This is a genomic window from Rhizosphaericola mali, assembly GCF_004337365.2.
Lineage (GTDB): Bacteria > Bacteroidota > Bacteroidia > Chitinophagales > Chitinophagaceae > Rhizosphaericola > Rhizosphaericola mali.
Genome location: NZ_CP044016.1, coordinates 3,735,606 through 3,762,406 on the forward strand (window position 1 = coordinate 3,735,606; position 26,801 = coordinate 3,762,406).

Annotated in this window: 25 protein-coding genes; 17 read left to right on the top strand and 8 right to left on the bottom strand. The window is 34.8% G+C overall.

Annotation, left to right across the window (positions count from 1 at the left end; all coding sequences use genetic code 11):
- Positions 1-22: 22 nt before the first annotated feature.
- From E0W69_RS15995 to recF, 3 genes are all read right to left on the bottom strand, one after another.
- The gene (locus E0W69_RS15995) at positions 23-292 is read right to left on the bottom strand and encodes a hypothetical protein (RefSeq protein WP_131331043.1); all 270 of its coding nucleotides are present in this window, start codon (positions 290-292) and stop codon (positions 23-25) included.
- A 56-nt stretch (positions 293-348) separates the two neighbouring features.
- Positions 349-648, bottom strand: a complete 300-nt coding sequence (locus E0W69_RS16000) for an HPF/RaiA family ribosome-associated protein (RefSeq protein WP_131331044.1) — start codon at positions 646-648, stop codon at positions 349-351.
- A 165-nt stretch (positions 649-813) separates the two neighbouring features.
- Positions 814-1,896, bottom strand: a complete 1,083-nt coding sequence (recF, locus tag E0W69_RS16005; protein ID WP_131331045.1) for a DNA replication/repair protein RecF — start codon at positions 1,894-1,896, stop codon at positions 814-816.
- Between the two features lie 195 nt (positions 1,897-2,091).
- Here recF and pdhA point away from each other — a divergent pair, with 195 nt between their 5' ends.
- From pdhA to E0W69_RS16030, 5 genes are all read left to right on the top strand, one after another.
- Entirely contained in the window at positions 2,092-3,039 is a 948-nt protein-coding gene (gene pdhA, locus E0W69_RS16010) for a pyruvate dehydrogenase (acetyl-transferring) E1 component subunit alpha (RefSeq protein ID WP_407690709.1), read from the top strand.
- A 102-nt stretch (positions 3,040-3,141) separates the two neighbouring features.
- Positions 3,142-3,804: a tetratricopeptide repeat protein gene (locus tag E0W69_RS16015; RefSeq protein WP_131331047.1), complete on the top strand. Its 663-nt coding sequence runs from the start codon at positions 3,142-3,144 to the stop codon at positions 3,802-3,804.
- Positions 3,805-3,813: 9 nt separating this feature from the next.
- Positions 3,814-4,302, top strand: coding sequence for a 6,7-dimethyl-8-ribityllumazine synthase (ribH, locus tag E0W69_RS16020; RefSeq protein ID WP_131331048.1), 489 nt, complete (start codon positions 3,814-3,816; stop codon positions 4,300-4,302).
- A gap of 11 nt (positions 4,303-4,313) precedes the next feature.
- On the top strand, positions 4,314-4,715 hold the full coding sequence (locus E0W69_RS16025; protein ID WP_131331049.1) for an EVE domain-containing protein: 402 nt from the start codon (positions 4,314-4,316) through the stop codon (positions 4,713-4,715).
- An 88-nt stretch (positions 4,716-4,803) separates the two neighbouring features.
- Positions 4,804-6,471: a S8 family serine peptidase gene (locus E0W69_RS16030; protein WP_131331050.1), complete on the top strand. Its 1,668-nt coding sequence runs from the start codon at positions 4,804-4,806 to the stop codon at positions 6,469-6,471.
- Between the two features lie 61 nt (positions 6,472-6,532).
- Here E0W69_RS16030 and E0W69_RS16035 read toward each other — a convergent pair whose 3' ends face one another.
- Together E0W69_RS16035 and E0W69_RS16040 are read right to left on the bottom strand one after the other, a co-directional pair.
- Positions 6,533-7,405 (bottom strand): DMT family transporter, encoded by an 873-nt coding sequence (locus E0W69_RS16035; RefSeq protein ID WP_131331051.1) that lies wholly within the window; start codon positions 7,403-7,405, stop codon positions 6,533-6,535.
- Between the two features lie 205 nt (positions 7,406-7,610).
- Positions 7,611-7,976 carry a winged helix-turn-helix transcriptional regulator gene (locus E0W69_RS16040; RefSeq protein WP_131331052.1) on the bottom strand — a complete coding sequence of 122 codons (366 nt, stop codon included), beginning with the start codon at positions 7,974-7,976 and terminating at the stop codon, positions 7,611-7,613.
- 94 nt (positions 7,977-8,070) lie between these two features.
- Here E0W69_RS16040 and E0W69_RS16045 point away from each other — a divergent pair, with 94 nt between their 5' ends.
- The 9 genes from E0W69_RS16045 to E0W69_RS16085 all read left to right on the top strand — a co-directional run bounded on the left by E0W69_RS16045 (position 8,071) and on the right by E0W69_RS16085 (position 14,706).
- Complete coding sequence (locus E0W69_RS16045) at positions 8,071-9,222, top strand: MFS transporter (RefSeq protein WP_131331053.1); 1,152 nt, start codon at positions 8,071-8,073, stop codon at positions 9,220-9,222.
- A 43-nt stretch (positions 9,223-9,265) separates the two neighbouring features.
- On the top strand, positions 9,266-10,006 hold the full coding sequence (locus E0W69_RS16050; RefSeq protein WP_131331054.1) for a DUF2071 domain-containing protein: 741 nt from the start codon (positions 9,266-9,268) through the stop codon (positions 10,004-10,006).
- A gap of 9 nt (positions 10,007-10,015) precedes the next feature.
- On the top strand, positions 10,016-10,690 hold the full coding sequence (locus E0W69_RS16055; protein WP_131331055.1) for a DUF6304 family protein: 675 nt from the start codon (positions 10,016-10,018) through the stop codon (positions 10,688-10,690).
- Between the two features lie 29 nt (positions 10,691-10,719).
- Positions 10,720-11,130, top strand: a complete 411-nt coding sequence (locus E0W69_RS16060) for a DoxX family protein (RefSeq protein WP_131331056.1) — start codon at positions 10,720-10,722, stop codon at positions 11,128-11,130.
- A gap of 3 nt (positions 11,131-11,133) precedes the next feature.
- Positions 11,134-11,814: an aspartate/glutamate racemase family protein gene (locus E0W69_RS16065; protein WP_131331057.1), complete on the top strand. Its 681-nt coding sequence runs from the start codon at positions 11,134-11,136 to the stop codon at positions 11,812-11,814.
- Between the two features lie 70 nt (positions 11,815-11,884).
- The gene (locus E0W69_RS16070) at positions 11,885-12,217 is read left to right on the top strand and encodes a hypothetical protein (RefSeq protein ID WP_131331058.1); all 333 of its coding nucleotides are present in this window, start codon (positions 11,885-11,887) and stop codon (positions 12,215-12,217) included.
- A gap of 64 nt (positions 12,218-12,281) precedes the next feature.
- Positions 12,282-12,977 carry a DUF6348 family protein gene (locus tag E0W69_RS16075; RefSeq protein ID WP_131331059.1) on the top strand — a complete coding sequence of 232 codons (696 nt, stop codon included), beginning with the start codon at positions 12,282-12,284 and terminating at the stop codon, positions 12,975-12,977.
- Positions 12,978-13,053: 76 nt separating this feature from the next.
- Entirely contained in the window at positions 13,054-14,124 is a 1,071-nt protein-coding gene (locus E0W69_RS16080; RefSeq protein WP_131331060.1) for an NAD(P)H-dependent flavin oxidoreductase, read from the top strand.
- A 78-nt stretch (positions 14,125-14,202) separates the two neighbouring features.
- Complete coding sequence (locus tag E0W69_RS16085; RefSeq protein ID WP_131331061.1) at positions 14,203-14,706, top strand: DinB family protein; 504 nt, start codon at positions 14,203-14,205, stop codon at positions 14,704-14,706.
- Between the two features lie 39 nt (positions 14,707-14,745).
- Here E0W69_RS16085 and E0W69_RS16090 read toward each other — a convergent pair whose 3' ends face one another.
- Positions 14,746-16,893, bottom strand: a complete 2,148-nt coding sequence (locus tag E0W69_RS16090) for a M3 family metallopeptidase (RefSeq protein WP_131331062.1) — start codon at positions 16,891-16,893, stop codon at positions 14,746-14,748.
- Positions 16,894-16,996: 103 nt separating this feature from the next.
- Here E0W69_RS16090 and E0W69_RS16095 point away from each other — a divergent pair, with 103 nt between their 5' ends.
- The 3 genes from E0W69_RS16095 (at position 16,997) to E0W69_RS16105 (ending at position 23,289) form a co-directional block, all read left to right on the top strand.
- The gene (locus E0W69_RS16095; protein ID WP_131331063.1) at positions 16,997-18,184 is read left to right on the top strand and encodes an aspartate aminotransferase family protein; all 1,188 of its coding nucleotides are present in this window, start codon (positions 16,997-16,999) and stop codon (positions 18,182-18,184) included.
- Between the two features lie 545 nt (positions 18,185-18,729).
- Positions 18,730-22,149: a transglutaminase family protein gene (locus tag E0W69_RS16100; protein WP_131331064.1), complete on the top strand. Its 3,420-nt coding sequence runs from the start codon at positions 18,730-18,732 to the stop codon at positions 22,147-22,149.
- 81 nt (positions 22,150-22,230) lie between these two features.
- Complete coding sequence (locus E0W69_RS16105; protein WP_131331065.1) at positions 22,231-23,289, top strand: zinc-binding metallopeptidase family protein; 1,059 nt, start codon at positions 22,231-22,233, stop codon at positions 23,287-23,289.
- A 27-nt stretch (positions 23,290-23,316) separates the two neighbouring features.
- On the opposite strand, the gene E0W69_RS16110 is transcribed toward E0W69_RS16105, so the two are convergent.
- Both E0W69_RS16110 and E0W69_RS16115 read right to left on the bottom strand, forming a co-directional pair.
- Positions 23,317-24,186, bottom strand: coding sequence for a transglutaminase family protein (locus E0W69_RS16110; RefSeq protein ID WP_225321296.1), 870 nt, complete (start codon positions 24,184-24,186; stop codon positions 23,317-23,319).
- 3 nt (positions 24,187-24,189) lie between these two features.
- Positions 24,190-26,769 carry a circularly permuted type 2 ATP-grasp protein gene (locus tag E0W69_RS16115; RefSeq protein ID WP_131331066.1) on the bottom strand — a complete coding sequence of 860 codons (2,580 nt, stop codon included), beginning with the start codon at positions 26,767-26,769 and terminating at the stop codon, positions 24,190-24,192.
- Between the last annotated feature and the right edge of the window lie 32 nt (positions 26,770-26,801).

Below are 26,801 nucleotides of genomic sequence, written 5' to 3' on the forward strand. Positions count from 1 at the left end.
GCCAACTTTTTTTTATTTTTTTTTAAAAATCTAATTCGTTCTCTTGTGGATTGGTCTTTTTGTATTTAATTACGATAGAATCTGAGTTAAGTACCTTATTGTCAATTACTTTTACTCCTGCAATTGTCGTCTGATCCGCTTTGAATATATAGCTAATCCTAATTTTTCCATTACCTACATCTCTACGCTCTACAACTTTCGCTTTAGTAGAAACAATGTCTTTGTTTCCACATGCTAGTAGGGAAAAACTTGTTAAAAATAGCGTAAAGAATATTTTCAAATATTTATCCATAAAAAAGCCCGAATGATTTCCATTCGGGCGTCAAAAGTATCTATAATAAGTTTAAATTATGCAGCTTGCTTTTCTTTTTTTCTTTTAATCTGATTTATGAGGGATTCCATCGCCGCATCGAAAGACTCTTCGAAGGATTTGGAACTAGATTTTACAAAAAAATTCTGTTTGGGAACCTTCACACTAATTTCTGCAATTTTATCTTTCAAAGTATGCACCACATTGTCGAGTTTCAAGTACACTTCCACCTTAACAATTTGATCATGAAAAGTATTCAACTTTGCTAATTTCTTATTCACATAATCTGTCAATTTTGAATCTGCAGAGAAGCGTACAGTTTGAATGCTTACGTTCATATTGTATAAATTTAAATGAAAAAATACCTAGAAAACCGTTTCTAGTTTCTATAACTAAGGTAATTTTTAAGATTGGTATTTACAAATTTTGAAGTATCAAAAAATTGTAAAAATTTCATTTAAAATTAATAATGAACAATAATGGAGATTAGATAGAGATCACATTTACAATGTAATCAATTGATATGGAATATTTAAACCGATCATTGCCTCATCAATTCTTTCGGCGTGGGTATCTGTGATAAATACGTTGCCTTCATTTTCAATGCATGCATTTTTCAAAAGATTTTGCATCCTTGCGGCATCCAATTTTTCGAAAATATCATCCAAAAGTAAAATCGGTGCAGCCCCATGCGTGGATTTCAATTCTTTAAACTCCGCTAATTTCAATGCAAAAAGCAGACTCTTCTTTTGCCCTTGCGATGCTTGCGACTTAAATAAGACCTCTCCCATATTGAAAATCAAGTCGTCTCTATGAACTCCTGCAGTCGTCCTTTGAAGCAAAATATCTTTTTGTCTAGTTTCTTTCAGTATATACAAGTAGTCTTGCTCACTTAGTTTTGATTGATAAAAAACATTTACAAAATCGTCACTTTCCGCCAAAATCTGATACTGCGTTAAAACACTTTTACCAAAATGTTCGAGAAATGTCTTGCGAATTTCAAAAATTTTCATTCCCAATGGTGCAAGTAATTCATCATAGGTATCCAACAGTTGAGGATCTGGACTTTGACCTTTGGGCGCAGATTTCAACAAGCTATTGCGCTGTGTTAAGATTTGATTGTATTGAATCAAATATAGTAAATAATCGCTGTCTAATTGGGATAATAAGGTATCTAAAAATTTGCGTCTATTTTCACTACTTCCGATAATCAATTCAATATCATCTGGCGCGACCATAACGCAAGGAAATTTGCCTAAGTGCGCAGAAAATTTCTTGTACGTTTCTTTATTTACCGTTAATTCTTTTTTATTATTTTCTCTTAAAATGAGCGAAATACTCCAATCGTCTCCCTTCGATTGAAAGTTTCCATCAATGCGAAAACCCACATGATCTTTTAAAACACTTAATGGATCGGGTTTGGAAAAATAACTTTTGGTAAAGCAAAGCATATAGATTGCATCTAATAAATTGGTCTTTCCGCTTCCATTTTTACCTGTAATGGCGACAATTCTCTGTTTAAAATCAAAATTATTCTGTGCATAATTTCTAAATTGAAACAATCTTATATGACTTAATCCTAACATCTTTTGCAAAATAAATTAAAATAGACAACTCTATAAAATCCATATTTCAATCAGGTTTCAAAATTTTTAACCATACATTTTTATTCTGGGGCTGTTTAGTTCCAGCTAAATTCTATTATATTTGCGACAAATTTTTTAAACGTGGCGACAAATACAAATTTTTCTAAAGAGCAATATTTGAAGTGGTACGAATTGATGCAATTGATTCGTCAGTTTGAATTAAAAGCAGAAGAAATGTATAAAATGGCAGGTAAGATTCGTGGATTTTTCCACTCTTACGTAGGTCAGGAAGCAATCGCAGCGGGATGCCTCTCTGCTACGCAACCTGATGATCCATTTATTACTAGTTATAGAGATCATGGTCTTGGCATCGCAAAAGGAATTACGCCTAACGCTGCTATGGCTGAATTATATGGTAAAGCTACCGGTTGTGCAAAAGGGAAAGGCGGCAGTATGCACTTTTTCAGTAAAGAAAATGCATTTTATGGTGGTCACGGTATCGTAGGCGCGCAGATCGGCGTAGGTACAGGTTTGGCATTCGCAGAACAATACAAAGGAACCAACAATGTTGTTTTATGTTTCTTTGGTGATGGTGCTGCTCGTCAAGGTATCTTACACGAAAGCTTTAACCTTGCCATGTTGTGGAATCTTCCAATTGTATATATCTGTGAAAACAATCACTATGCAATGGGTACCGCTGTAAACAGATCTTCTAATGTGATCGATATCTACAAATTAGCAGATGCTTATGAAATGCCTGCTGATCAAGTAAATGGTATGAAACCAGAAGACGTACACGATGCTATTGCAAGAGCGGTAAAAAGAGGAAGAGAAGGTGATGGTCCTACCCTTTTGGAAATCAAAACTTACCGTTATAAAGGTCACTCTATCTCTGATCCATCTAAATACAGAACAAAAGAAGAATTAGATTCTTACAAATCTCAAGATCCAATTTTAGAGGTATTGACGGTATTGAAAGAAAAAAATTATGCTACAGACGAAGATATTGCGGCAATTGATAAAAAAATTGAAGAAGTCGTAGCAGAATGTGTCAAATTCGCAGAAGAAAGCCCTTGGCCAGACGATAGCGAAGCATTGAAAGATGTATATGTAGATCAAAATTATCCTTTTATTCAAGATTAGTATTTGATCAAATTTTTTTTGAGAAAGTACCCTCGTCCGGTTGACCTGGGTACTTTTGAATGTTTATAAACCGATTATTTTCAATTTTTATTTTTTAAAAAAATGTCTGAAACAAACGTGGGTAAAGGAGTAAATTGGCAAAAAATACAAAAGCCTCTTATTTCTATTTTCGTCATCGTCGTGGTAGTTGTAGGCGGTTGGTTTCTTTACCAAAACTGGATTGTAAAACCAAAAGAAGAAAAAGCGCAAAGTGCCATTGCCATTGCTCAACAATATTTTGCTATTGATTCTTTTCAAACTGCATTGAATGGAGATGGAATGAATAAAGGATTTTTGAATATCATCAAAACGTATAGCGGTAGCAAAACTGCTAACCTTGCGGAATATTATGCAGGTGTTTCTTATTTGCAAATAGGTGATTATAATAATGCAGTTAAATATTTAGGTAATTTCTCTACGGAATCAAAACCTGTACAAATGCAAGCATTAGGAGCTCTAGGGGATGCGTATAGCGAATTGAAACAAAACGATAAAGCAATCGATACGTACAAAAAAGCTTCAAGTACATTTGAAGACGATGCTGTGAATGCCTCTGAATATTTGTTCAGAGCGGCGTTATTAAGCGAAGTCGCAGGAAAAAATAAAGAAGCATTAGAATTGTACAAATCTTTGAAAGAGAAATTTCCAAATTCTCCAAGAGGATCTCAAGCAGATAAATATATCTATCGTCTGAGCATCGAGCCCAACGATCTAAGTGTAAAATAAAATAATGTTATGGCCACACAAGGTAATATTACATTAAACGAAGGCATCCCAACTATAAAGGATGCCTTCGTGGTAATTGTAAAAACAGATTGGAATGCCAAAATCGTAGACGAATTGGCAAATGGTTGTGAAAAAGTATTTCAACAAAATAATGTTTCGTACGAAACGATCACCGTTCCTGGTGCAGTAGAACTCCCCTTTGCTGTAAAAGCTTGGGATAGAGGTGCAAAAGCGAGAAAAGCAGATGCTTATATTGTTTTTGGGACAGTTATTAAAGGAGGCACACCACATTTTGAATATGTATGTAAAATCGTAAGTGAAGGTGTAACCCAGTTAAATCTTGAATTAACAGTTCCAACAATTTTCGGGGTGCTTACTGTAAATACGGAGGAACAAGCAATCGAACGTATCGGAGGAAAAGAAGGTCACAAAGGAGAAGAAGCAGGCGTTACGGCGATCAAGATGATCGATTTGAATAGAAAATTAGGCAATAAATAATTCAGAAATTTATGCATTGGTTAGTAAAATCAGAACCTTTTAAATACAGTTGGGATCAATTTGTAAAAGATAAATCGACTTTTTGGGATGGTGTGCGTAATTACCAAGCGCGCAACAACCTGAAAGCGATGAAAAAAGGTGATGAAGTTTTCTTTTACCATAGCAACGAAGGCAAAGAAATTGTCGGCATTGCCAAAGTAATAAAAGAAGCTTATCAAGATCCAACAACGGACGATGAGCGCTGGGTTGTCGTCGATTTAAAACCTGTCAAGAAATTGAAAAAATCAATCGGATTAGCCTATTTGAAAGAAGATATTTTACTTAAGAATATGGCTTTGGTAAAACAACAGCGCCTTTCTGTCAGCCCAGTAACAGACGATGAGTGGAAAGCAATATTGGAACTTACTCAATAAATACGCTGTTAATTAACAGAAACTTGCCATCTCGTTCTATTACATTTGCCTAGTTAATTTATTAACCTATTGTAGCTTTTATATTAGTATGAAATTCAATTATTTATCTATTGCATTTGCCTCGGTTTTACTTTCTGCAACTGCAAATGCACAACAAAAAAATACGGTTTTATCCAAAGATTGGTATCAAAAAGATTTAGCAAAAGATACATTTTATGGTATCAGTTTGGATCAAGCATATGATTTTTTGAAAGGAAAAAAATCTACTTCAACGATTGTAGCAGTCATCGATGGAGGTATTGATACGACACATGAGGATTTGAAAAATATCGTTTGGAAAAATCCAAAAGAAATTCCAAGTAATGGAAAAGATGATGATGGTAATGGCTATATAGATGATATATATGGTTGGAATTTTCTTGGCAATGCCGATGGGAAAAATGTAAACAAAGAGGCTGAAGAAAAATATCGTGTTTACTATAAATTTAAAGACAAATATAGTAACCCTAATATTGATACTACTAAAATGTCTTTTTGGGATAAATACGATTACAAAACTTGGAAAAGAGCCCAACAAGAGATTGAAGACCCTGTAAAATCATCACAAGACAAGCAAATGGCTAATTTCTTGTCGATGACTTACCACGCACTTTTAAAAGCGGATACCATCTTAGTTAAAAGTCTGCGTAAAAATGAATACACCATTGCGGATTTGGAAAATTATAAAGCAACCGCTGGCGATCAATCCAATTACGCCAAAATGACGATGATGCAAATCGTCCAAGTAGCCAATTTTGCACCTACAACTACGAACACAGAGATTTTAAAAGACCTAAAATCAGAAAGTGAAAAATATGCAACGGCAGACGATGCACGTAATAATGCGCCTGAAACCTATCGTGCGAATATCGTTCATGACAATTATAGTGATTTTAAAGATAATCACTATGGCAATGGCGATGTACATGCACAAGATCCGATGCATGGTTCCCATGTATCTGGTATCATCGCTGCACAACGAGACAATAATATTGGGATGAATGGTATAGCAGATAATGTAAAAATTCTTTCTGTACGTGCAGTTCCCGATGGAGATGAGTATGATAAAGATATCGCTCTTGCAATTAGATATGCCGTTGACAATGGCGCGAAAGTCATTAACATGAGTTTTGGGAAAGCATATTCTCCAGAGAAATATTGGGTGGATAGCGCATTTGAATATGCCGCACAACATGACGTTTTATTAATTCATGCGGCAGGTAATGAATCAGAGAATATTGATTCTCTTCCTAATTATCCCAATGGCGATTTACTAGCATACGGTGGCATACAGGCGCCTAATCTCATTACTGTCGGAGCTAGTGGCGACCCAAGAATTGGCGATACTCATCTTGCTGCCAATTTTAGTAATTATGGTAAAAAAACGGTGGATGTATTTGCGCCTGGCGAAAGAATTTATTCTACGGTACCAGAAACAAATAAATATGCTTATTTGGATGGGACGAGCATGGCTTCACCAGTTGTAACAGGTTTGGCTGCATTAATCCGTTCTTATTTCCCTAAATTAAGCGCAGAACAAGTAAAATATGTGATCGAACATAGTGTTGAAATTCCTAAAAATGATTCTACAGTTTTACCGGGCACAAGTGATCAAATAGTTCCATTCAGTTCACTTTCCAAATCTGGAGGTATTGTAAATGCCTACAATGCAGTAAAATTAGCAAGCACATTAAAACCTGAAAAAAGGAAGAAATAAGAACCTTTCTTTTTTAACATAAAAATGCCGAACATATAATATGTTCGGCATTTTTTTAGTCTCATTTTTTGGACTTTTTGAAGGATAACATGGATTGTAAAAGCACCGACAACAGCACAAAGAATACGCCTATATAAAAAGAATAATTGACACTTTTGCCCTCATCAAAAAATAAAAATGCTATTATGATCGAATAAATAGGCTCCAAATTGAAGGTTAAATTAACTGTAAATGCAGATATTTTTTTTAATACTTCCGTCACCATCACATATAATCCAATAGTGCAAAATAGAGAAAGTAGAATTAAATAAACTGCATTTTTAATGTTAGGAAAGATCTCTGGAGCAGGGAAATAATACAAATAAATAGGCAAAAGGAAACCCAATCCTATCGTTCCTGCAATCATCTGATAATATATAATTACCTTACTATCATATTTGCCCGCAAGCTGTTCGTTATTAATGGTGTAGAGCGCTCCAATAGCAGAAGATATTACCCCCAAAATAATTCCTATTTGCGAGGAGCTATCAAAGTGAAAAATCAAACTTATGCCGACTAAAGTAATTGCACTTAGCAACAACTCCGACACTTTAAATCGTTGCCTTTTAATAATAGGTTTAAATATAGCGGTATAAAAACTTGTCAAACTATAACAAATTACTCCAATAGAGATATTGGCATATTTGATACTTGCATAGAATAAAATCCAATGTAAGGTAATAAGCAACCCAACTTTTCCGATACGGATTTTTTCTTGGAGACTTAATGAATATTTTATGCGGATAATTTTGAGCGCTATAAAAAGGAAAATAGCGGAGAAAAATAATCGATACCAAGTCAATAATACTTCATTCAGTGTAATCAATTTACCAAAAATACCGGTAAAGCCCGCTAATAGCACTGCAATATGCAATAGCCCATATGATTTTTTCATAAAATTATCTTCCTATGAGTATAGGATTTTCGTTCGTAAATATTTAATTAGGAAAATGAAGTCTATACAAAGCCATCCGATAAATGATTTACCAGTAGGAGTTATATTTCTTCATGGAATTGAAATATTAAACGATTGGAGGAGGAAGACAACTTTGACGATTCATATTTTGAATTTATCGGTATAGAACAAATATAATTAATTATTATTGAATGTTAGCACTGATGTTTTTATGCTTTACTGCCCAATTTTCTAACTGACGCCATATTGGAATGAGATCTTTCGCAATATCAGTAAGCTCATAATCAACTCTTGGTGGAACTTCCGCATATACAGTTCGTTTGACCAAACCTTCTTTTTCTAATTCTCTTAATTGTAGCGTAAGCATACGCTCTGTAATACCATCAATCAAGTTTCTCAGTTCACTGAATCGCAGTTTACCCGATTCTAATTTACCTAAAATAATAATTTTCCAACGCCCTCCAATTTTGCAAACTGCATAGGCCAAATCACATTCCAAAACGTATTTTTCATTTTGACTATTTGTTGAAGATTCTTTTCTTTTAGGCATTACTTACATTTTTGTATGTATCTAACATTTGACTGACTACTATGTAAAAGTAACTATATAAAATAGTTTTGCAGCCTAATCAATCGTTGTACAAATGAAAAAGTATGCTTATATAGGTGCATTAGGTTTTTTAAGTGTTATTACTACAGAATTTGGCATTATCGGAATCCTGCCATTGATTGCAAAACATTACGACGTCACCATTGGAAAAGCAGGCATCTTATTAAGCGCATTTGCACTTGTCATTGCCTTAACAGGACCATTTATGACTTTGCTGCTATCAGGATATGACAAAAAGAAAGTGATGCTTACTTCCATTTTTTTATTCTTAATTACAGGCGTTGTTTCTGCGACAGCTCCTCCATTTTGGATTTTAATCTTAGTAAGACTTTTACCTGCATTTTTACAACCAGTATATATTGCGACGGCATTATCTCTAGCCGTAATTGGCGCCAATCCCTCTGACAAAAATAAATTAATGAGTATTGTTTTTAGTGGAGTCGCCATTGCAATGGTATCCACGGTTCCTTTAGTTTCCTATATTGCAAGTGTTTGTAATTGGCAAATTTCTTTTGTTGCACAAGCCTTAGTAAGCTTTATTGCACTATGTTTTATTTGTTTTGGATTGCCCAACACACCTGTAAGAGAAAAAAAATCCTTTGGAAGTCAACTCAAAATCCTACGCCAACCCACATTCCTGATAAGCACAGCAATGAATTTCTTTATGATTGCCGCTTGGTTTTCCATCTACAGTTATTTCGCAGAATATTTTATTACAGAAAAAAATATAAAAGAAAGTTCAGTAAGTTATCTTTTATTTTTATTCGGAATCGTAGGTGTATTAGCCAATTTCATTGCCGGCAAATTGTTGAATAAAAGTGTAACTTTTGCTACGTTATTATTTCTTTCTGGTACGATCATCATACCAATTGCACTACTTTATTCTGATAAAAGTATGGTTACCATTGCCATTATTACAGCATTATGGGGATTTTTATATGCGCCAAGTTTTCTAAATGCGTCCACTTATATGATTTCATCGGCACCGAATGCTATGGAATTTGCCAATAGCTTGGCAACCTCTTTTGGTAATATGGGTGTTTCTGTAGGTACGTTTCTCAGCGGCGTCATAATTTCATCTTTTGGGATTCAATATATTCCCTGGCTGACAATCAGCTTTGGAACTTTGTCCATTTTGATGATTACATTAAGAAAAATTATGGAGAAAAGACAACGTAACAAATAAAAACAAGATATTTTTATAAACATGTATTAAAATATATTGCTAAATGAAAATACCAACTATACATGGATATATTGAACGCCGAATATTGGTAACTTATGTCGCAGAACCAGATATAATTAAACAAATTTTGCCCGCGCCTTTTCGTCCTAGGTTATATAATGGGAAAGCGATTGTTGGCATTTGCTTAATTAGACTCAAGAATATTAAACCAAAAGGATTTCCTAATTTTATAGGGGTAAATTCGGAAAATGGGGCTCATAGGATTGCCGTCGAATGGGAGGAAAATCATCAGCTTAAAAGCGGTGTATATATTCCAAGACGAGATACTAATCTAAGATTAAATACATTCGTTGGCGGCAGAATATTTCCCGGCAAACATTATTTTGCCAAATTTAATGTAATAGAATCTCAGAATAATTATCACCTAGATTTTACCAGTTCAGACAACACTCAGATTGCAATAGACGCCTTTAAATCAAAATATTTTGACGAGAAATCAATTTTTCAATCAGTAGATAACGTTTCTAATTTTTTCGAAAATGGAGATGTTGGATATTCGCCCAATGGGAAAAATTTCGACGGCTTAAAACTGATTCCTTATTATTGGCAAGTTGCACCTCTGCAAGTAACCAATATCCAATCTAGCTATTTCGGAAATAAGACCATATTTCCTGAAGATTCCGTTAAGTTTGATAATGCTATTTTAATGGAAAATATTGAGCATGAATGGCAATCCATAAATTCGATTAAAGGAATTTATAATGAAATTCAACAATGCTCGTAATTTTATGTAATGAAAAACAGCGTTGAATATAAAGGAACATATACTGATCATTTGGGCATTATAGAAATTGTAATTCATAGTGATTATACATATTTGCATACTGAAATCGGAGGTGTGCAGTTTTCAGGACGAGAGTTCTCGGATCTAACTATTTCAGATGAATCTAGTTATACAAATGAACAACTTGAAAGATTCACTTTTTTAAATACAAATGGAGAAAATTCTCTTTGCGACTGTGCATTTTCTATAACAATCCCTCAAATACTATTTACCCCAAAAGACCATTCAGAATTTACAATTACGCTTGAATTAAAATATACACTAGGAAACGTAAGAGAAGATCGACGAGGTGGTCTTAAATTAGAAACGGCGGATCTATCAACAGATATCAAAGGCGTACATTATCAGGCAACAGCAGACTATATGGAAGATGCCTTGAATGATATCCAACGACAATTTAACGCCAAGTTTTATTTTAAAAATTGCTTCAATTGTAGTTTTGGTGATTATAGTGTATTTGGAAATAGCGGTTTTGGAGACATGCGCTGTTTTGTTTCCCAAAAACAAAAATTCCTAGAAGTGCAGAATAAAAATGATTTTATCGAATTAGAAAATGACGCAGTTCGAGTACAGGAAATTTATTGTTGTGATAAATTTGAAAGCAAAGGTTGTGTATCTTTATAGAATCCTTCTCTTAACTAAAATCTCACAACATGAATATCAAAAAATTTAATTCTGGAAGTTTTTCAATTTTCAACATGGATTTTGCATTACTTGTTTTGCGTCTCTGGGCAGGTCTGAGTTTATTTGTGAAGCATGGTATTGAAAAGTTTACAGATTTTCCAGGAATGCTTTCACGATTCCCAGATCCTATACATATTGGTGCCGCCCCAAGTTTAACTTTCGCATTAATTAGCGATGCGATTTGTACCGTTTTAATTGCCATTGGTTGGTTTACTCGTATTGCCGCCGCTTTTGAAGTCATCAACTTATTAGTAATATTTATAACCTTACACTCTTTTTCGTTCATGCAAGAGCATGCAGAAATCGTGTATTTATATTTAGGTATTTACATAACTATTTTCTTTTCTGGTCCAGGAAAATATAGTTTGGATAAAAAATAATATATGAAAAAAATTGGGTTTGTTGGTGGTATCAGTTGGGTTTCAACTGTGGAGTATTATAAACTCGTTAACGAAGGTGTCAATCAGCAATTGGGAGGTTTACATTTCGCAGAATGTGTTATTTATTCAATCGATTTTGGGACCTTACAAAAAATGGGCGGGGAGAATGCTTATTCACTATTGTTAAATGCATGTCAATCATTACAAAAAAGTGAAGTTGATGCAATCGTGCTTTGTGCAAATACGGCTCATATGTATGCGGAACAACTTGAAAAAGAAATACGACTTCCAATTATTAATATCATTGACGAGACCGCTAATATTATACTTAAAAACAACTATAAAAACGTAGGTTTATTGGGTACAAAATACACTATGGAAATGCCATTTTATAAAGACAAAATGGAAAATTATGGTCTCAAAATTCTAGTTCCTAGCCCACAAAAAACGAGAGATTATATTCAAAAAACAATAAAGGACGAATTAGGTGCTGGCACCGTCCTTAAGGAAACAAAACAAGAATATCTCAAAATTGCAGAAGATTTAATTCAAGATGGTGCGGATTGTATCGTTTTAGGCTGTACAGAACTACCACTTATTATCAAACCAGAAGACTTGAATATTCCTGTTTTAGATACATTACAAATTCATGCGAGTGCCATTGTCAAATATATTTTATCGTAATATATTACAATGGAAATATTTCGTAACTTAGGTCTAGAAATCGACATTTATCATCTCTAAATTTGTTATCATGAAAATTGTTCTTTTACTATTTACGGTTGTGACATTATCTTCATTTATGCTAATTAAAAAAGAAAAAACGATCTATTACTTTTGTACATCCAAAATTGCAAGTAATAAAACTTTTTTATCTACGGAAGTAAAAAGCACTACAGAAGGTTACAATTTTATCAAAGAAAAAATTAATAAATGGTCCACGTTTATCCATAACAAGAGCAGCAATCACGCGACGAGTGATATCAATTACTATGATGATTCTTTAAAAGCGGTGAACGAATTTAACTACGAACAAAAATACTATAAAGACTCTGCTAAGTTCCATGTGGAAACTGTTAATTTTTAATTTTCTTACTTAATTACCCTTTTATAGGTTTACTTTTAAGATCAATTTTCTTAAAATAAAACTTATGAACAACGAAGAAAAATTATCCTCTGATGATCATTCATTTGAGGATAATATACTTTTAATAAACACACTAAAAATACATCTCAAAGAATTAGGTTTTCAGGTTATTGAAAACACCGAAAATAATTCTTTAGTTGTCAATCATGAGCTCTTAGTAGTTGCAGAAATCGTACACAATCCTAACTATCACCAAAGACTCCTTCATCTTTGGATTAATACATCACAGTCAGACTATTTCCCTGAAGGAATCGAAGATAATATAGTTGGTATTGGAGATTCTATTGAGGAGAAAATAAATTCTGTATTGAATAATTATATCCATACAACGTTTTTACCCATTGCCAATAGTATCAATGAATCATATGAACCGGACATAACTATGTCCATTTCGGCTCAAATATATCAAGTTGAAATTGGTGAAATTGGCAAACAAGGGAATTGGGATAAAATACCCGAACAATATATTTTTTTCGAACTATTATATAACCAATTAGCGCAAGTAATTAGTCTAGAGAAATTCAATTGGTTGAAAGTATATATAGCTCGACAGGCAGATGGTACAATTTCTGGCGAGTGTCTTTTGAATAACCAAAATTGGGAAGAAGGTATGTCGATACTAATCCAATATGCCAATTCATGGGGAGTCACTCATTCATTCCAAGGCTTGAAACAATTCATTATGGTTAAAAAGTTATAGAATAATACGTTAAACCATATTTTAAAAAGACAGATTTATGTAATTTACACGCTGATTATTCATAAAAATCGCTCATATGAAATGGAAAAATCATTTATCTGAATTACTAAAAATCAACTATCCTATTTTTCAGGCACCGATGTTTGGAGTAGCAACACCGGAGATGGTTACAGCTACCATTACAGCAGATTGCTTTGGCACTTTACCACTTGGAGATTTGGACGCGGATAAATGTATAGAAGCAATTAGAAAGACGAAATCTCTCACAAAAAAAACATTTGGGGTAAATATTTTTGCCAATGAAATTCCTCCAATAACAGAAGCCTTAAAAGAGCAATTTCAAACTACAAAAGACTATATAGAAAATTTTGCCAAAGAAAATAATTTAGATATTCAATTACCAAAATTAGAGGATATTAAAGTACATTCTTATCACGAACAGACAGATGCGATTATAGAGGAAAATTGTAAAGTGGTAAGTTTTACTTTTGGAAATTTAGACGGTGCAACTATAGAAAAATTACATAGTCATAATGTAATACTTATTGGCACTTGCACTTCCGTTGGAGAAGCACTGGCACTTGAAAATTCTGGCATTGATATAATTTGTGTTCAAGGAATTGAAGCAGGCGGGCATCGAGGCAGTTTTAGTAACGAAAACATTCCTCAGATTGGAGGTTTATCCCTATTAGCACAAGTTACAGAAAAGGTTAAAATTCCTATAATCTATGCAGGTGGAGTATATAATCCATCAACTATAAAAGCGGCAATTACTTGTGGAGCGCAAGGTGTACAAGTTGGGAGTTTACTTATTGGATCTAAAGAAAGCGGACTCAAAGATTTCGAAAAAGAAAGATTACATAGTTTAACAGAAAAAGATATTACGCTTACCAAAAGTTTTTCGGGAAGATATGCCCGAGGTATTCGTAATAAGTTCATTGAAACTATAGAAAACACGCCTTATATTTTGCCATATCCTTATCAAAATAAATTGACAAATTCCTTACGTAAATTAGCAAAAGATCAAAAAAATGCAGATTTTGTAAGTATTTGGGTCGGACAATCATTACATCCATTTAGCGAAGAAAGTACACATGTGATTTTATCCAAATTAATTCAAGATACAAATGCCATTTACCCTTCCTAAAAATAAATTCATATTAAAAATCAAAACCCAAAAGAGAAGAATATGTATATTAGAGTTTTGAAATGTATATAAATATTTATGGCAAAATTAATTCCGATATTACTAGATGAGTTGCAACAAGAATTTGCAATTACTGAAAAATTTTTAAAACTCATTCCAGATGATCAATATGATTGGAAACCGCATGCAAAGAGTATGAGTTTAAAACAATTGAGTGTACATATTGCAGAGATTGCGGGCTGGCCAGCGATGGGAATTCAAAGTTCAGAATGGGATTTTGCAAAGAGTCCTTACACGCCTACACCTATTGAAAATAATCATGATTTAATCCAATTATTAAAAAAAGGTTTGAATGATACTATAAAAGCACTTAATCAAACAAAAGAAGAAGATTTGGATCATCAGTGGCAGTTAAAATATGGCGATAAGATTTTATTATCTCTTAGCAAATATGGATTTATTAGACACGCCATTTCTCAAAACATACATCATCGAGCGCAATTAGGCGTCTTTTTAAGGCTTTTGAATATTCCTATTCCGGGAACTTACGGACCAAGTGCGGACGACACAAATGGTTTTTAAAAAAATAAAGGCTCAACTATAGTTGAGCCTTTATTTTTACTATTCTAATCCTCTACCTTTCAGCAAAGGTGTGATTTCTGGATCATGACCTGTAAAGTCTCTAAAGGCTTCATTGAGGTCCATACTATTACCCACAGACAAAATATATTTTCTAAAACGTTCGCCATTTTCTCTAGTTAGTCCACCATGATGCTCGAACCAGTCAAATGCATCAAAGTCTAACATTTCAGACCAGATATACGCATAATATCCTGCGGCATAACCATTATTGAAAATATGCAAAAAATAAGGCGAATGATATCTCGGCGGTACGGTAGGTACATACAATCCATATTTTTTCAATGCATTTGTTTCAAATTCATTGGCAGGAATTAATTCTTTATCAGAAGTTATCGTATGCCATGCCATATCCAAAGTTGCAGCAGACAATAGTTCTGTCACGGCATAACCCTCGTTGAATGTTTTTGATTTTTTTAGTTTGTCAATCAATGTTTGCGGGATTACTTCTTTTGTTTGATAGTGTATCGCATAGTTTTTCAAAACGGTGGAATCCAATGCCCATTGTTCATTTATTTGTGAAGGAAATTCTACAAAATCTCTTGGTACATTCGTACCAGAAAGTGTTGCATATTTTTGGTCTGCAAACATTCCATGTATACTATGACCAAATTCATGGAAAATTGTAGTCACATCATCATAACTAATAAGCGAAGGCTTATTGGGTGCGGGCTTTTGGAAATTGTACACATTTACAATGACGGGCTTTTGACCTAATAAATGTGATTGTTCTACAAAATTGCTCATCCAAGCGCCGCCACTTTTATTATCTCTAGTGAAGAAATCTAAATAGTAAATAGCAATTGAATTACCCTCTTTATCGAAAACTTCATACGCAACTACATCTGGGTTATATACAGGTAAGTCTTTTCTAACTTTAAAAGTCAAACCATATAGTTTGTTCGCCGCATAAAAAACACCTTTTTCCAATACGGTAATTACTTCAAAATAAGGCTTGATTTGATTTTCGTCTAGGTCAAATTTTGCCTTTCGCACTTGCTCAGCATAGAAATTCCAGTCCCAAGGTTCTAGTTTGAAATTACCGCCCTGCGCATCTATTAAAGCTTGTATTTCGCCCGCTTCTTCGTTGGCTTTTTTTACGGCTGGTTTTGCCATTTCGGATAATAATTTCAAAGCCGCTTCTGGCGTTTTCGCCATCTGATCTTGTAAAGCCCAAGCCGCAAAATCAGGTTTACCTAAAAGTTGTGCTTTTTTCAGACGCAGTGCTGCTAATTTTTCCAATGTAGCACGTGTATCATTAGCATCTCCTTTTTCTGCTCTAGTCCAAGAGGCTTTGTATAATTTTTCCCTTGTAGCGCGATTTTTGAGATTTTGCAATAATGGTTGTTGTGTGGTATTTTGTAATGCCAACAAATATTTACCTGGATGTCCAGCTGTTGTTGCATCTTGCGCTGCTGCCGCAATTTCATCTTCCGACAAACCATCTAATTCTTTTTTGTCATCCACCAATAAACCTCCTGCCTTTCTTGCCGCCAATAATTTATTATTAAAAACGGACGCTAGCGTGGCTATTTCACCATTAACTTTCTTTAGTTCGGCCTTTTTTTCTTCAGATAAATTTGCGCCAGCAATTTCAAACTTTTGATTATAAACATCTAACAAACGAAGGCTTTCCTTATCCAAACCCAATTGCTCTTTTTTGGCATACAAGGTTTTGATTCTTTGATATAATGGTGTATTTAGATAAATTTGATCTTCATAAGCCGTAAAAATAGGCGCATATTCTTCATCCAATTTTTGCAGAGTATCATTGGTATTCGCACTGACTAAATTGGAAAAAATCAGCATAACACGCGTCAGATCTGTTCCGCTCAATTCGAGTGCGACTATCGTATTTGTAAATGTCGGCGTCTCTTTACTATTGGCAATTTTTTCAATATGGGATTTGGCTTCTTTCAAATACAAATCAAAAGCAGGCTTAAAATCTTCATTTTTTATCTTGTCAAACTCGGGAGCTTGATATTGTAAAGTACTTTTTGTCAACAAGGGATTCTGTTTTAATGATGAAATCGAAATTGCTCCTTTGTTTTTTTGTGCCCAAGATGGAGTATTACTCAAACAACCTAATCCGAAGGCTAAACAAAGTGCTGTCGAAATTTTTATTTGCATTCCTATAATTTAAAAGAGTGAAGTTAAGGCATTAAAAAAATAAAATTATATCCATTTATAAAAAATCATTTTCGGAAATTTGCCACAATTCAATGAATTTACTATGCAATTAAGACAATTATTTTTATCTCATATCGGTCAGACGTCTCCGGCGCCACTAGCTATTCACATGGTAAAAGCACAAGGCATTTATCAATATGACAGCGAAGGCAAAGCATATATTGATATGATTTCTGGATTTAGCGTAAGCAATATCGGCCATAGCCATCCTAAAGTGGTGCAAGCCGTAAAGGACCAAGCAGAAAAATATATGCACTTGATTGTTTATGGTGAATATATTGAGACCCCACAGGTAGAATATGCCAAATTATTGATTGATCATCTACCAGAATCACTCAATAGTGTGTATTTTACCAATAGTGGCACCGAAGCCACAGAAGGAGCTATGAAATTAGCTAAAAGAGCTACTGGCAGAAGTAAAATATACTCCTTCAAAAATGCGTATCATGGCAGTTCGCAAGGTGCATTAAGTGTGATGGGTGGGGAATATTGGAAAAATGCTTTTCGCCCATTATTGCCTGAAACCTACACATTTAACTATAATGAACAAGAAATTATTGATGCGATAGACGAACAAACAGCTTGCGTCATCATGGAACCCGTACAAGCAGAAGGCGGCGTGTTAAAACCAATACCTGAATGGATACAAGCGGTCAGAAAAAAATGTACAGAAACGGGAACGATTCTGATATTTGATGAAATTCAAGCAGGTTTTGGTCGTACGGGTAGTTTGTGGGCATTTGAACAATACAATGTCGTTCCGGATATCTTAATGTTGGGAAAAGCTTTAGGTGGCGGTATGCCTTTGGGTGCGTTTATTGCAGATAAAAAATTGATGGATTTGTTGACCTATAACCCCGTATTGGGGCATATCACAACATTTGGCGGACATCCTGTATCCTGTGCGGCGGGTAAGGCTTCATTCGAAATAATTTTGGAAGAGAAATTAGTAGAAAAAGTTGCAGAAAAAGAAGCCATTTTAAATGAATATTTAGTTCATCCGAAAATTAAAAGTATCAGAACTGCAGGACTTTGGGGCGCATTGGAATTTGCTTCGAATGAGGAAGCGCAAAAAGTAGTGGAGACTTCTATCGCACATGGTGTGCTTTCGGATTTCTTTTTATTTGCACCAGAGCGTGTACATGTCGGACCTCCTTTGACGATTACAAACGAGGAATTAATTGATGCTTGTAAAAAAATTGTAGTTGCGATTGAGGAAGCGTTAATATAATTCATCGACTTTTGATTTTTAGGAAATAGCTTTCTTTTCTCTTGATAGAAAAGAAACAAAAGATCAAGGCTGTATTGTCTTAACTAAAAATCAATCACTTCGTCGGAAAGAATATAAATTGCTTCACGCTACTTCGTGGTCGCTCCATTTCATTACGCTCAGACATATATTCTTTCTTTCGACTACACCGATTGATTTTCTTGACGTTAATCCAATAAATGCCAATAGAGACGACTTATTCTAGTGTTTTAAAGTGATAAGCATAAAAACCCATTTTTCTCGCGCAAACATTAGTGAGAAACGAACGGTGCTTGTGTGTTATAAATATTGGTACAACTAAAAAACACACAAGCACTGCTCCGCGAATGTTTGCGCGAGAAACTTGCTTATGAGAGATAAAAGCTCAAAAAAAAATCAAATCCTCAGAGATTGAGAACAGATAATTAAGACAAGCTTAAATTTATACAAAAGTCCAAATAAAATTCCCTATCGAATATAATTTATCCCTATATTTAATAGGAAATCGGACTACCAAATAAATTTTTATGTCAATCAAAGTTGCTATCAAACACAGGACATTGTATAAATATGATCGCCCTGTATCGTTATCACCGCACACGTTTCGTCTAAGACCAGCGGCTCATTCGCGCACGCCTATTGAGTCTTATTCATTTAAAATAAAGCCTAAGGATCATTTTATCAATTGGCAGCAAGATCCATTTGGTAATTTCCAAGCGCGCGTAGTATTTCCCGAAAAAACGACAGAATTAGAAGTGGATGTAGAAGTTATCGCTCGATTAGAAGTAATTAATCCATTTGATTTTTTTGTAGAAAGTTATGCAGAAACATTTCCCTTTAAATACACGGATATTTTAGAGAAAGAATTGGCGCCATATTTGGAAATCATGGATGATGGTCCATTGCTAGATTTATGGGTAAAAGAAAATATTGATGTTTCCAAACCTACATCCATCGTTGATTTTCTTGTAGATATTAACCAAAAAGTCAATCAAAATATTAACTATTCTATCCGAATGGAACCTGGTGTACAGACACCAGATTTTACTTTACAAAAATCATTGGGATCTTGTAGAGATTCGGGGTGGTTGTTAGTTCAGGCTTTACGCAAACTAGGTTTAGCGGCTCGGTTTGTTTCTGGCTATTTAGTGCAATTAAGCGCAGATGAAAAGTCATTAGATGGACCTTCTGGTCCTGAAGCAGATTTTACAGATTTACATGCTTGGGCTGAAGTGTACATTCCCGGTGCAGGATGGATTGGGCTAGATGCGACATCTGGATTATTCGCGGGAGAAGGACATATTCCTTTGGCGTGTACGCCCGACTATAGAAGTGCGGCGCCTGTTGTAGGTGCTTCAGATAAAGCGGAAGTTACTTTCGAATTTGAAAACAAAGTAACTAGAATTTTCGAAGACCCTAGAGTAACTAAACCTTATACAGAGCAACAATGGAATGAGATAAATGCGGTTGGCGAACAAGTGGACAAAGACTTATTTGCCAATGATGTACGACTAACTATGGGAGGCGAGCCCACCTTTGTCTCTATTGATGACATGGAATCGGCGCAGTGGAATACTGCAGCAGATGGTAAGGAAAAGCGCATCCTTTCACATGATTTAATATTTAGATTGCGAGATAGTTTTGGTCCAAATGGATTGATCCACTATGGACAAGGAAAGTGGTATCCTGGAGAACCATTACCACGTTGGCAGTACGGACTATATTGGCGAAAAGATGGCTTCCCAGTTTGGAAAAATCCAAATCTAATCGCACACGAAAAAACGAAACACAACTATAATACGAACGACGCAAAAATATTTGCAGAAGAACTATGTAAAAATTTGGCAATTAGTACTGATAATATAAGTTCAGCGTACGAAGATGCCTTTTTCTTTCTATGGTCTGAGGGGAAAGTCCCTTTTAATGTAGATCCATTAAAAGCCAATTTAAAAGACTCATTGGAAAGACGCACATTGGCAAATCTTTTGGATAAAGGTCTGGAAAATCCAGCAGGTTTTGTTATTCCAATAGAATGGAATTATTGGAATAATACTTGGTTAAGTTGCGAGTGGAAATTTAACCGACAACATTTATTTCTTATACCTGGAAATTCGCCTATTGGGCTACGTCTACCTTTAAATTCTTTGCCTGTTATTTCCAAAGCAAGTTCTAAAGTTACGTTTGAAAGGAGTCCATTCGAAGAAGTAACAACCTTACCCCAATTTGAAGAAGCAATTACGCGTCGATATGGTACAGTTACGCCATTTGAAGAAGCGCCCAAGAGAGAAATTCCTATAGTTACAAAGGAAAAAGAGGAAAAGAAAAAGAAAGAACCCGAAGAAATAGAGGAAGATGTTTTATTTGAAATTCAAACAATAAAAACCGCAATCTCTATAGAAATAAGAGAGGGTATTTTATATTTATTCTTACCTCCAGTTCAATATATAGAGCACTATTTGGACTTAATTGCCTCCATTGAAGCGACTGCAGACAAACTAGCGATTCCCGTTAGAATTGAAGGATACGAACCTCCAAGAGATAATCGAGTTGAAAAAATTGTAGTCTCTCCAGATCCAGGTGTTATTGAAGTAAATATTCATCCTTCACAAACTTGGGGTGAACTTAAATCGAATATCGAAACCTTATATGAACAAGCGCGCTTGTCCAGATTAGGTACAGAAAAATTTATGCTCGATGGTCGACATACCGGTACAGGAGGAGGTAATCATGTTACTGTTGGTGGCGACATTCCTGCCAATAGTCCTTTATTAAGACGTCCGGATTTATTACAAAGTATCATTACTTTTTGGCAACATCATCCCGCATTGTCTTATTTATTTTCCGGTCCATTTATCGGTCCAACTAGTCAAGCGCCAAGGATTGATGAGGGACGTTTGGAAAAGTTATATGAAATGGAAATCGCTTTTAGTGAGGTTCCAACAGATGGCTTCATACCTTATTGGTTAGTGGATCGTATCTTCCGTCATTTGCTCACAGATATAACGGGTAATACCCACCGTTCAGAATTGTGTATTGACAAATTATATTCTCCAGATTCTTCTTCTGGTCGATTGGGAATATTGGAATTTAGAGGTTTTGATATGCCACCTCATCGACAAATGAGTCTTTTGCAAATCTTATTGGTACGTGCGCTCATTTCCGCTTTTTGGAAAAAGCCATACAAACATGACTTAGTGAGATGGGGAACAGAATTGCATGACAAATTCCTACTTCCACATTTTATTGAAAAAGATATCGAAGATGTAGTCAAATATCTCAACAATCAAGGTTATGAATTTAAATCTGAATGGTTTGCACCATTTGTAGAATTTAGATTTCCACGCTACGGCACAATTCAATTGGAAGATATTCAAATGAATATTCACATGGGAATTGAACCGTGGCATGTTTTAGGCGAAGAAATGTCTAGTGCAGGAACTGCAAGATTTGTAGACTCTTCACTCGAACGAGTTCAGGTAAAAATCAATGGTTTAAATTCTGATAGATATATACTGTTATGTAATGGAGCCAGAGTGCCATTAACTCCAACAGCTAAAAAAGGAGAATTTATTTGCGGTATACGTTATCGTGCTTGGCAACCACCAAGCGCATTACATCCAACGATTGGAATAGATGCGCCGTTGACTTTTGATATTGTAGATACTTGGAATGGCCTATCTATTGGCGGATGTACTTATTACGTTTCTCACCCTGGCGGCCGCAGTTATGATACCTTTCCGATCAACGCATACGAAGCGGAGTCGAGAAGATTTAGCAGATTTGGAACGACTTCCTTTACACAAGATGTTTTATTCAAACAGCCACATTTACATGTGACCGAACATTATGTAGAAAATAATCGCAAGCCATTTGTATATGATGCGCCGCCAATAGCGATAAGTAATGAATATCCTTGCACATTGGATTTAAGGAAAATAAAAAAATAGCAAAAAAATAAAAATAGGTTTTGAATTATATCAAAACCTATTTTTATTTTTACAAGACTAATCAATAAAACGCGACACCGTATGCAACTATTTGAATGTACCCAATGTGGTCAACCAGTTTATTTTGACAATACTTTTTGTGCATCATGCAATGCATCTTTAGGTTTTGACCCGATTGATTTTTCCATGAAATCATTAACACCTGACGAAAATGGAAAATTAGTTGAACCGAAATCAAATACCTCTTTTCACTATTGTGCCAATCATGAGCATGACGTTTGTAATTGGATTATTTCGGATGAAGATCCTGCAACTTTTTGTATTGCGTGTTCTTTAAATAGAACGATTCCTGACATATCACAACCAGATTATTTAGTACGTTGGAAAACAATTGAAGCAGCTAAACATCGTCTTATCTATGGTTTATTAAAATGGAAACTGCCTGTAATAAGCAAGGTTACCAATGAAGAAGACGGAATTCAATTCGACTTTAAAGCGGACGACAATAGTCAAGAACGCGTATTGACAGGTCACGCGAATGGCTTGATTACGATGAATATTGAAGAAGCCGACGACGTCGAACGTGAAATGGCTAAAAATAATATGGATGAAGTTTATCGAACGGTTTTAGGACATTTCCGTCATGAAATTGGTCATTATTATTGGGATTTATTGATATCCAAAAAGCCTGATGCATTGGAAAAATGTAGAGCAATATTTGGAGATGATACAAAAAGTTATCAGGAAGCACTGGACGAGCACTATAACAATGGTGCACCAGCAGATTGGGCATTACACTATATTAGTTCGTATGCAACCATGCATCCTTGGGAAGATTGGGCAGAAACTTGGGCACATTATTTACATATAGTCGATACATTGCAAACGGCGTATTCTTTTGGATTAAATGTTCATCCAAAAATTTCTAATCCACCTAAAACATTTGTAAGTAGTATTGATTTTGATCCGTACGAAGAAAAAGATTTTAGTAAAATAATCAACAATTGGTTTCCTATTACTTTTGCACTGAATAGTATTAATAGAAGTATGGGAGAAGATGATTTGTATCCATTTGTAATCAATGTAGACGTTCAGAAAAAGTTAGAATTCATACATAATGTAATTCATCAAACTATATAAATTTTCTTGTAAGGACTATTATAGTCCTTACATTTTTACAACATCGACAGCTACATCCATCGTATTTTCTCCGAATCCAGTCATCACACCTTTTAAAGGAACTACATCGAAATAATCTCTTCCCCAAGAAGTGACGATATATTCTTCTTTAGGAATTTTATTATTGGTAGGATCAAAATCAAACCAACCATAGTTCGGGACAAAGACCGCAAACCAAGCATGAGAGGCATCTGCACCTAACATTTTCTTCTCTCCTTCTGGCGGTATCGTTTCTATATAACCACTAACATATCTTGCTGGCAAACCCAAACTACGAATACAAGCCAACGCCAGATTGGCAAAATCTTGACATACTCCTTTTTTTAGTTTAAATACTTCAGATGGAGGGGTTGCAATAGTTGTGAAACCAGAGGAAAATTTCCAATCTGTAAAAATAGTTTGCATTAATGTTTTTACACAAATAAGAAAGGATGTATTTTTCGAAAAAATCTTTTCTGCAAATTCCTTAATATCACAATTAAACTCTGTTATAGTTGTCGGAGCAATAAATTGCAATATGGAATAATCATTTTCTCGAATAGAATCTTTTATTTCTTTCCAAGAAATTTTTGCAGCCTCATTCCACTTTTCATCTACACTTTTATAGTCATTTTCTATGATTGAAACAGAAGTAACAGACAACTCACTATGATCTTCTTCTATCGAAAAATATTCCAAATTATTTCCAAAAGCATCTTCATAAGTTTGCCTTGTTAGAGGATCTGGAGAAATACTTAGACGATATTCATTTAAAACTTGACAATCTGTATTACGTGGGTGTAGCAAAGCGATATTTTGACAAAGACTTACAGGTTCACTATAAGTATACGTCGTTTTATGTATCACTTTATATTTCATAGTTTAGTAAATTAGGTCAGACTTATATAGTTGTTTAGGCACTATAGTATGTTTAAAATAAGCTTTTGAAATCAAATCGCTTATCTCTAACATTAGATGGTACATTTTATCCAAAAATGATTGCAAATTTTCATATTCTTCTAATTCTCCGATCGATTTAGAAAGCGTGACCACATTAGCATGTTCGACCATTTTAATGGCTGTACTAATACAATTATCGAGTTGAGAGTCAGACTGTGGCATGTATTGATTTCGCGGAAGACTTTTTACATATTTCTGTAATTTTTCCAAAAGATAAGCCAGCGATCTCGGGTTATCCAAATCCTTTAACAATAAATCCAACATCAAATGTATTTGTAAAAAATCCTTAAATGTATAGCGATATGCATTCAAATTTTGATTACAAATAAGAACTGACTCAATCAATTCATGTTCCACAGAATCGACTTTTTTATGCGTAAAATTAAATTGCAATAGCGCAATCACAGAAAAACATTGTTCGATTTTCCGGCCAACATCAAAGATCGTCCAACCTTGTAGTCTATTGGCACTTTCTCTATTCAAACCAAGAAATGCAAACATAGAAGACACTACATCATCTATAATCCTCACTTCTGCTTGCACATCAGTAATCGCTTCGATATTTTCAGAAGAAAATTGTTGATCCAAATGATGAAATACGCGCCAAATATCATTGGACCAAAACTCACGTACACTCAAAAATGTATTTTTAAATCTTTGGAAATTACTCAAATAAGATCCCGCTCTTTTAGGATCAAAAAGAATATTATCGATTTCTTCCCAAGGATTTTCTAATAGTTGTGCATCTTTCATTTCTACAAATCCCGGATAAGTAAATGTAAAACATGTCAATGCGCGCAATAAGATAATTGTTGCAGATTCGGAAGTATCATTATCATATACGTATCGATCAGACTGCATCAAAAATTGCATAACAGTTCGCAAAAACCGCCCATTGGAAATCATTCGTTCCGTATATCTCCCAAGCCAAAACAAAGATTCTGCTGTATGACTCGGAAGTGCAATTGGCTGACGCATCGAAAAAGTCTGCGCCACTTTGTGCATGATAGGCAAATTTTCTTTAATATTTTCAGATAAAATCCAAGTATCCTTACTCGTTCCACCAGATTGATTGGTAATGATAATATTATTTTTGCTATCCCCCGCACGCGTCAATCCTCCTGGCATAACGACATACGAATCGTCTGAATGCGCCAGAAAACTTCTAAAAACAGCACGACCAGCGTGAATGGTACGATTGCTGTAAGCAGGAATAGAGGAAAAATTTACTTTTTCCTGTCCTACATATAAATAAGGTTTTTCTTGAATTTGAAGAATTAAATTCGCTTTTTCTTCTCCCTTTAATTCGCCTACATCAATCACCGATGGCGAATTTAAGTCCGAACGATAAATACGTTTGATGACTAAATTGTCAATATTTTCAAGTACAAATTTTAACTCTTTTTCTTGTCCGCACCACCAAGTAGCTAAAGAAGGTAAGATCAATTCTCCCATTTCAAAATAGGCGGCGACATTGGGAAGAAATGGAATCAAACCCGGATTTTCCAAAATACTGCTTCCAATGGCATTTTTGATAACGACATTTCCCGATCTGGCAACATGTAATAATCCAGGCACTCCCAATAACGAATCAGAACGTAACTCCAATGGGTCACAAAAATTATCATCCAATCTTCTTAAAATCACATCAATTCGTTCTAATCCAGACAAGGTTTTTAGCCAGAGATAGTCGCCTTTAACCATCAGATCCTCCCCTTGTACGAGCGTTATGCCCAAATAATTAGATAAATAAGCGTGTTCGAAATACGTTTCATTTCCCGGCCCTGATGTCAGTACTACAATCTTAGGATTGTCAATACCGTGCGGAACATTTGAACAAAGTTCTTTATATACAGAATTGAAATAAGCGCCAATCTTGGCAACCATTTCATTTTTGAAAAATTCAGGGAAAGCCGTAGATAATGCCATTCTATTTTCCAAAGCATAACCAGAGCCAGATGGTGCTTGTGTCCGATCTCCAATTATCCAAAGTTGACCATCTTTGCTTCGTGCCATATCCGCCGCATAGAAATTAAGAAAACAACCGCCCGGAACATCGATCGACATACATTGTCTTATATAGCCTGGATGTTGGAATATTAATTCCGCTGGAATAATTTTATTTTTTAGCAAAAACTGAGGACCATATATATCCTTTGCAATTAGATTTAATATGGTAGCTCGTTGAATCAATCCACTTTGAATGGTTTCCCATTCTTCGCCATCGATGATATTAGGAATTGGATCTAATTTCCAATTGCGAGCAGCTCCCGTTGGATCGTCATAGATATTATAAGTTACGCCATTTTCTTTCAACATGCGTAGCATGTCAAATTTTTTCTTCTCTAATTCTTCTGGAGTTAAGGACTGAAATGCTTCAAAAAAAGAATCCCAATAAGGCAAAACTTCGCCTTTGCCTTGAAATCTCAATTCATCATATGTCGATAAATCAGGCTGGTAATCTTTTAAAACAGTGTACATTAACTCGTTTTCGTCCAACATAAAACAATAAAAATCTACTTAATCACACAAAT

What these genes read in the sequence shown, in the direction of transcription:
- E0W69_RS16060 (WP_131331056.1), top strand. Translation starts at nt 10,720, where the DNA reads ATGAATATCAAAAAATTTAATTCTGGAAGTTTTTCAATTTTCAACATG.
- E0W69_RS16075 (WP_131331059.1), top strand. Translation starts at nt 12,282, where the DNA reads ATGAACAACGAAGAAAAATTATCCTCTGATGATCATTCATTTGAGGAT.
- E0W69_RS16015 (WP_131331047.1), top strand. Translation starts at nt 3,142, where the DNA reads ATGTCTGAAACAAACGTGGGTAAAGGAGTAAATTGGCAAAAAATACAA.
- E0W69_RS16095 (WP_131331063.1), top strand. Translation starts at nt 16,997, where the DNA reads ATGCAATTAAGACAATTATTTTTATCTCATATCGGTCAGACGTCTCCG.
- E0W69_RS16055 (WP_131331055.1), top strand. Translation starts at nt 10,016, where the DNA reads ATGAAAAACAGCGTTGAATATAAAGGAACATATACTGATCATTTGGGC.
- E0W69_RS15995 (WP_131331043.1), bottom strand. Translation starts at nt 292, where the DNA reads ATGGATAAATATTTGAAAATATTCTTTACGCTATTTTTAACAAGTTTT.
- E0W69_RS16110 (WP_225321296.1), bottom strand. Translation starts at nt 24,186, where the DNA reads ATGAAATATAAAGTGATACATAAAACGACGTATACTTATAGTGAACCT.
- recF (WP_131331045.1), bottom strand. Translation starts at nt 1,896, where the DNA reads ATGTTAGGATTAAGTCATATAAGATTGTTTCAATTTAGAAATTATGCA.
- E0W69_RS16030 (WP_131331050.1), top strand. Translation starts at nt 4,804, where the DNA reads ATGAAATTCAATTATTTATCTATTGCATTTGCCTCGGTTTTACTTTCT.
- E0W69_RS16050 (WP_131331054.1), top strand. Translation starts at nt 9,266, where the DNA reads ATGAAAATACCAACTATACATGGATATATTGAACGCCGAATATTGGTA.
- E0W69_RS16090 (WP_131331062.1), bottom strand. Translation starts at nt 16,893, where the DNA reads ATGCAAATAAAAATTTCGACAGCACTTTGTTTAGCCTTCGGATTAGGT.
- E0W69_RS16085 (WP_131331061.1), top strand. Translation starts at nt 14,203, where the DNA reads ATGGCAAAATTAATTCCGATATTACTAGATGAGTTGCAACAAGAATTT.
- E0W69_RS16100 (WP_131331064.1), top strand. Translation starts at nt 18,730, where the DNA reads ATGTCAATCAAAGTTGCTATCAAACACAGGACATTGTATAAATATGAT.
- E0W69_RS16070 (WP_131331058.1), top strand. Translation starts at nt 11,885, where the DNA reads ATGAAAATTGTTCTTTTACTATTTACGGTTGTGACATTATCTTCATTT.
- pdhA (WP_407690709.1), top strand. Translation starts at nt 2,092, where the DNA reads ATGCAATTGATTCGTCAGTTTGAATTAAAAGCAGAAGAAATGTATAAA.
- E0W69_RS16115 (WP_131331066.1), bottom strand. Translation starts at nt 26,769, where the DNA reads ATGTTGGACGAAAACGAGTTAATGTACACTGTTTTAAAAGATTACCAG.
- E0W69_RS16065 (WP_131331057.1), top strand. Translation starts at nt 11,134, where the DNA reads ATGAAAAAAATTGGGTTTGTTGGTGGTATCAGTTGGGTTTCAACTGTG.
- E0W69_RS16045 (WP_131331053.1), top strand. Translation starts at nt 8,071, where the DNA reads ATGAAAAAGTATGCTTATATAGGTGCATTAGGTTTTTTAAGTGTTATT.
- E0W69_RS16000 (WP_131331044.1), bottom strand. Translation starts at nt 648, where the DNA reads ATGAACGTAAGCATTCAAACTGTACGCTTCTCTGCAGATTCAAAATTG.
- ribH (WP_131331048.1), top strand. Translation starts at nt 3,814, where the DNA reads ATGGCCACACAAGGTAATATTACATTAAACGAAGGCATCCCAACTATA.
- E0W69_RS16035 (WP_131331051.1), bottom strand. Translation starts at nt 7,405, where the DNA reads ATGAAAAAATCATATGGGCTATTGCATATTGCAGTGCTATTAGCGGGC.
- E0W69_RS16040 (WP_131331052.1), bottom strand. Translation starts at nt 7,976, where the DNA reads ATGCCTAAAAGAAAAGAATCTTCAACAAATAGTCAAAATGAAAAATAC.
- E0W69_RS16025 (WP_131331049.1), top strand. Translation starts at nt 4,314, where the DNA reads ATGCATTGGTTAGTAAAATCAGAACCTTTTAAATACAGTTGGGATCAA.
- E0W69_RS16080 (WP_131331060.1), top strand. Translation starts at nt 13,054, where the DNA reads ATGAAATGGAAAAATCATTTATCTGAATTACTAAAAATCAACTATCCT.
- E0W69_RS16105 (WP_131331065.1), top strand. Translation starts at nt 22,231, where the DNA reads ATGCAACTATTTGAATGTACCCAATGTGGTCAACCAGTTTATTTTGAC.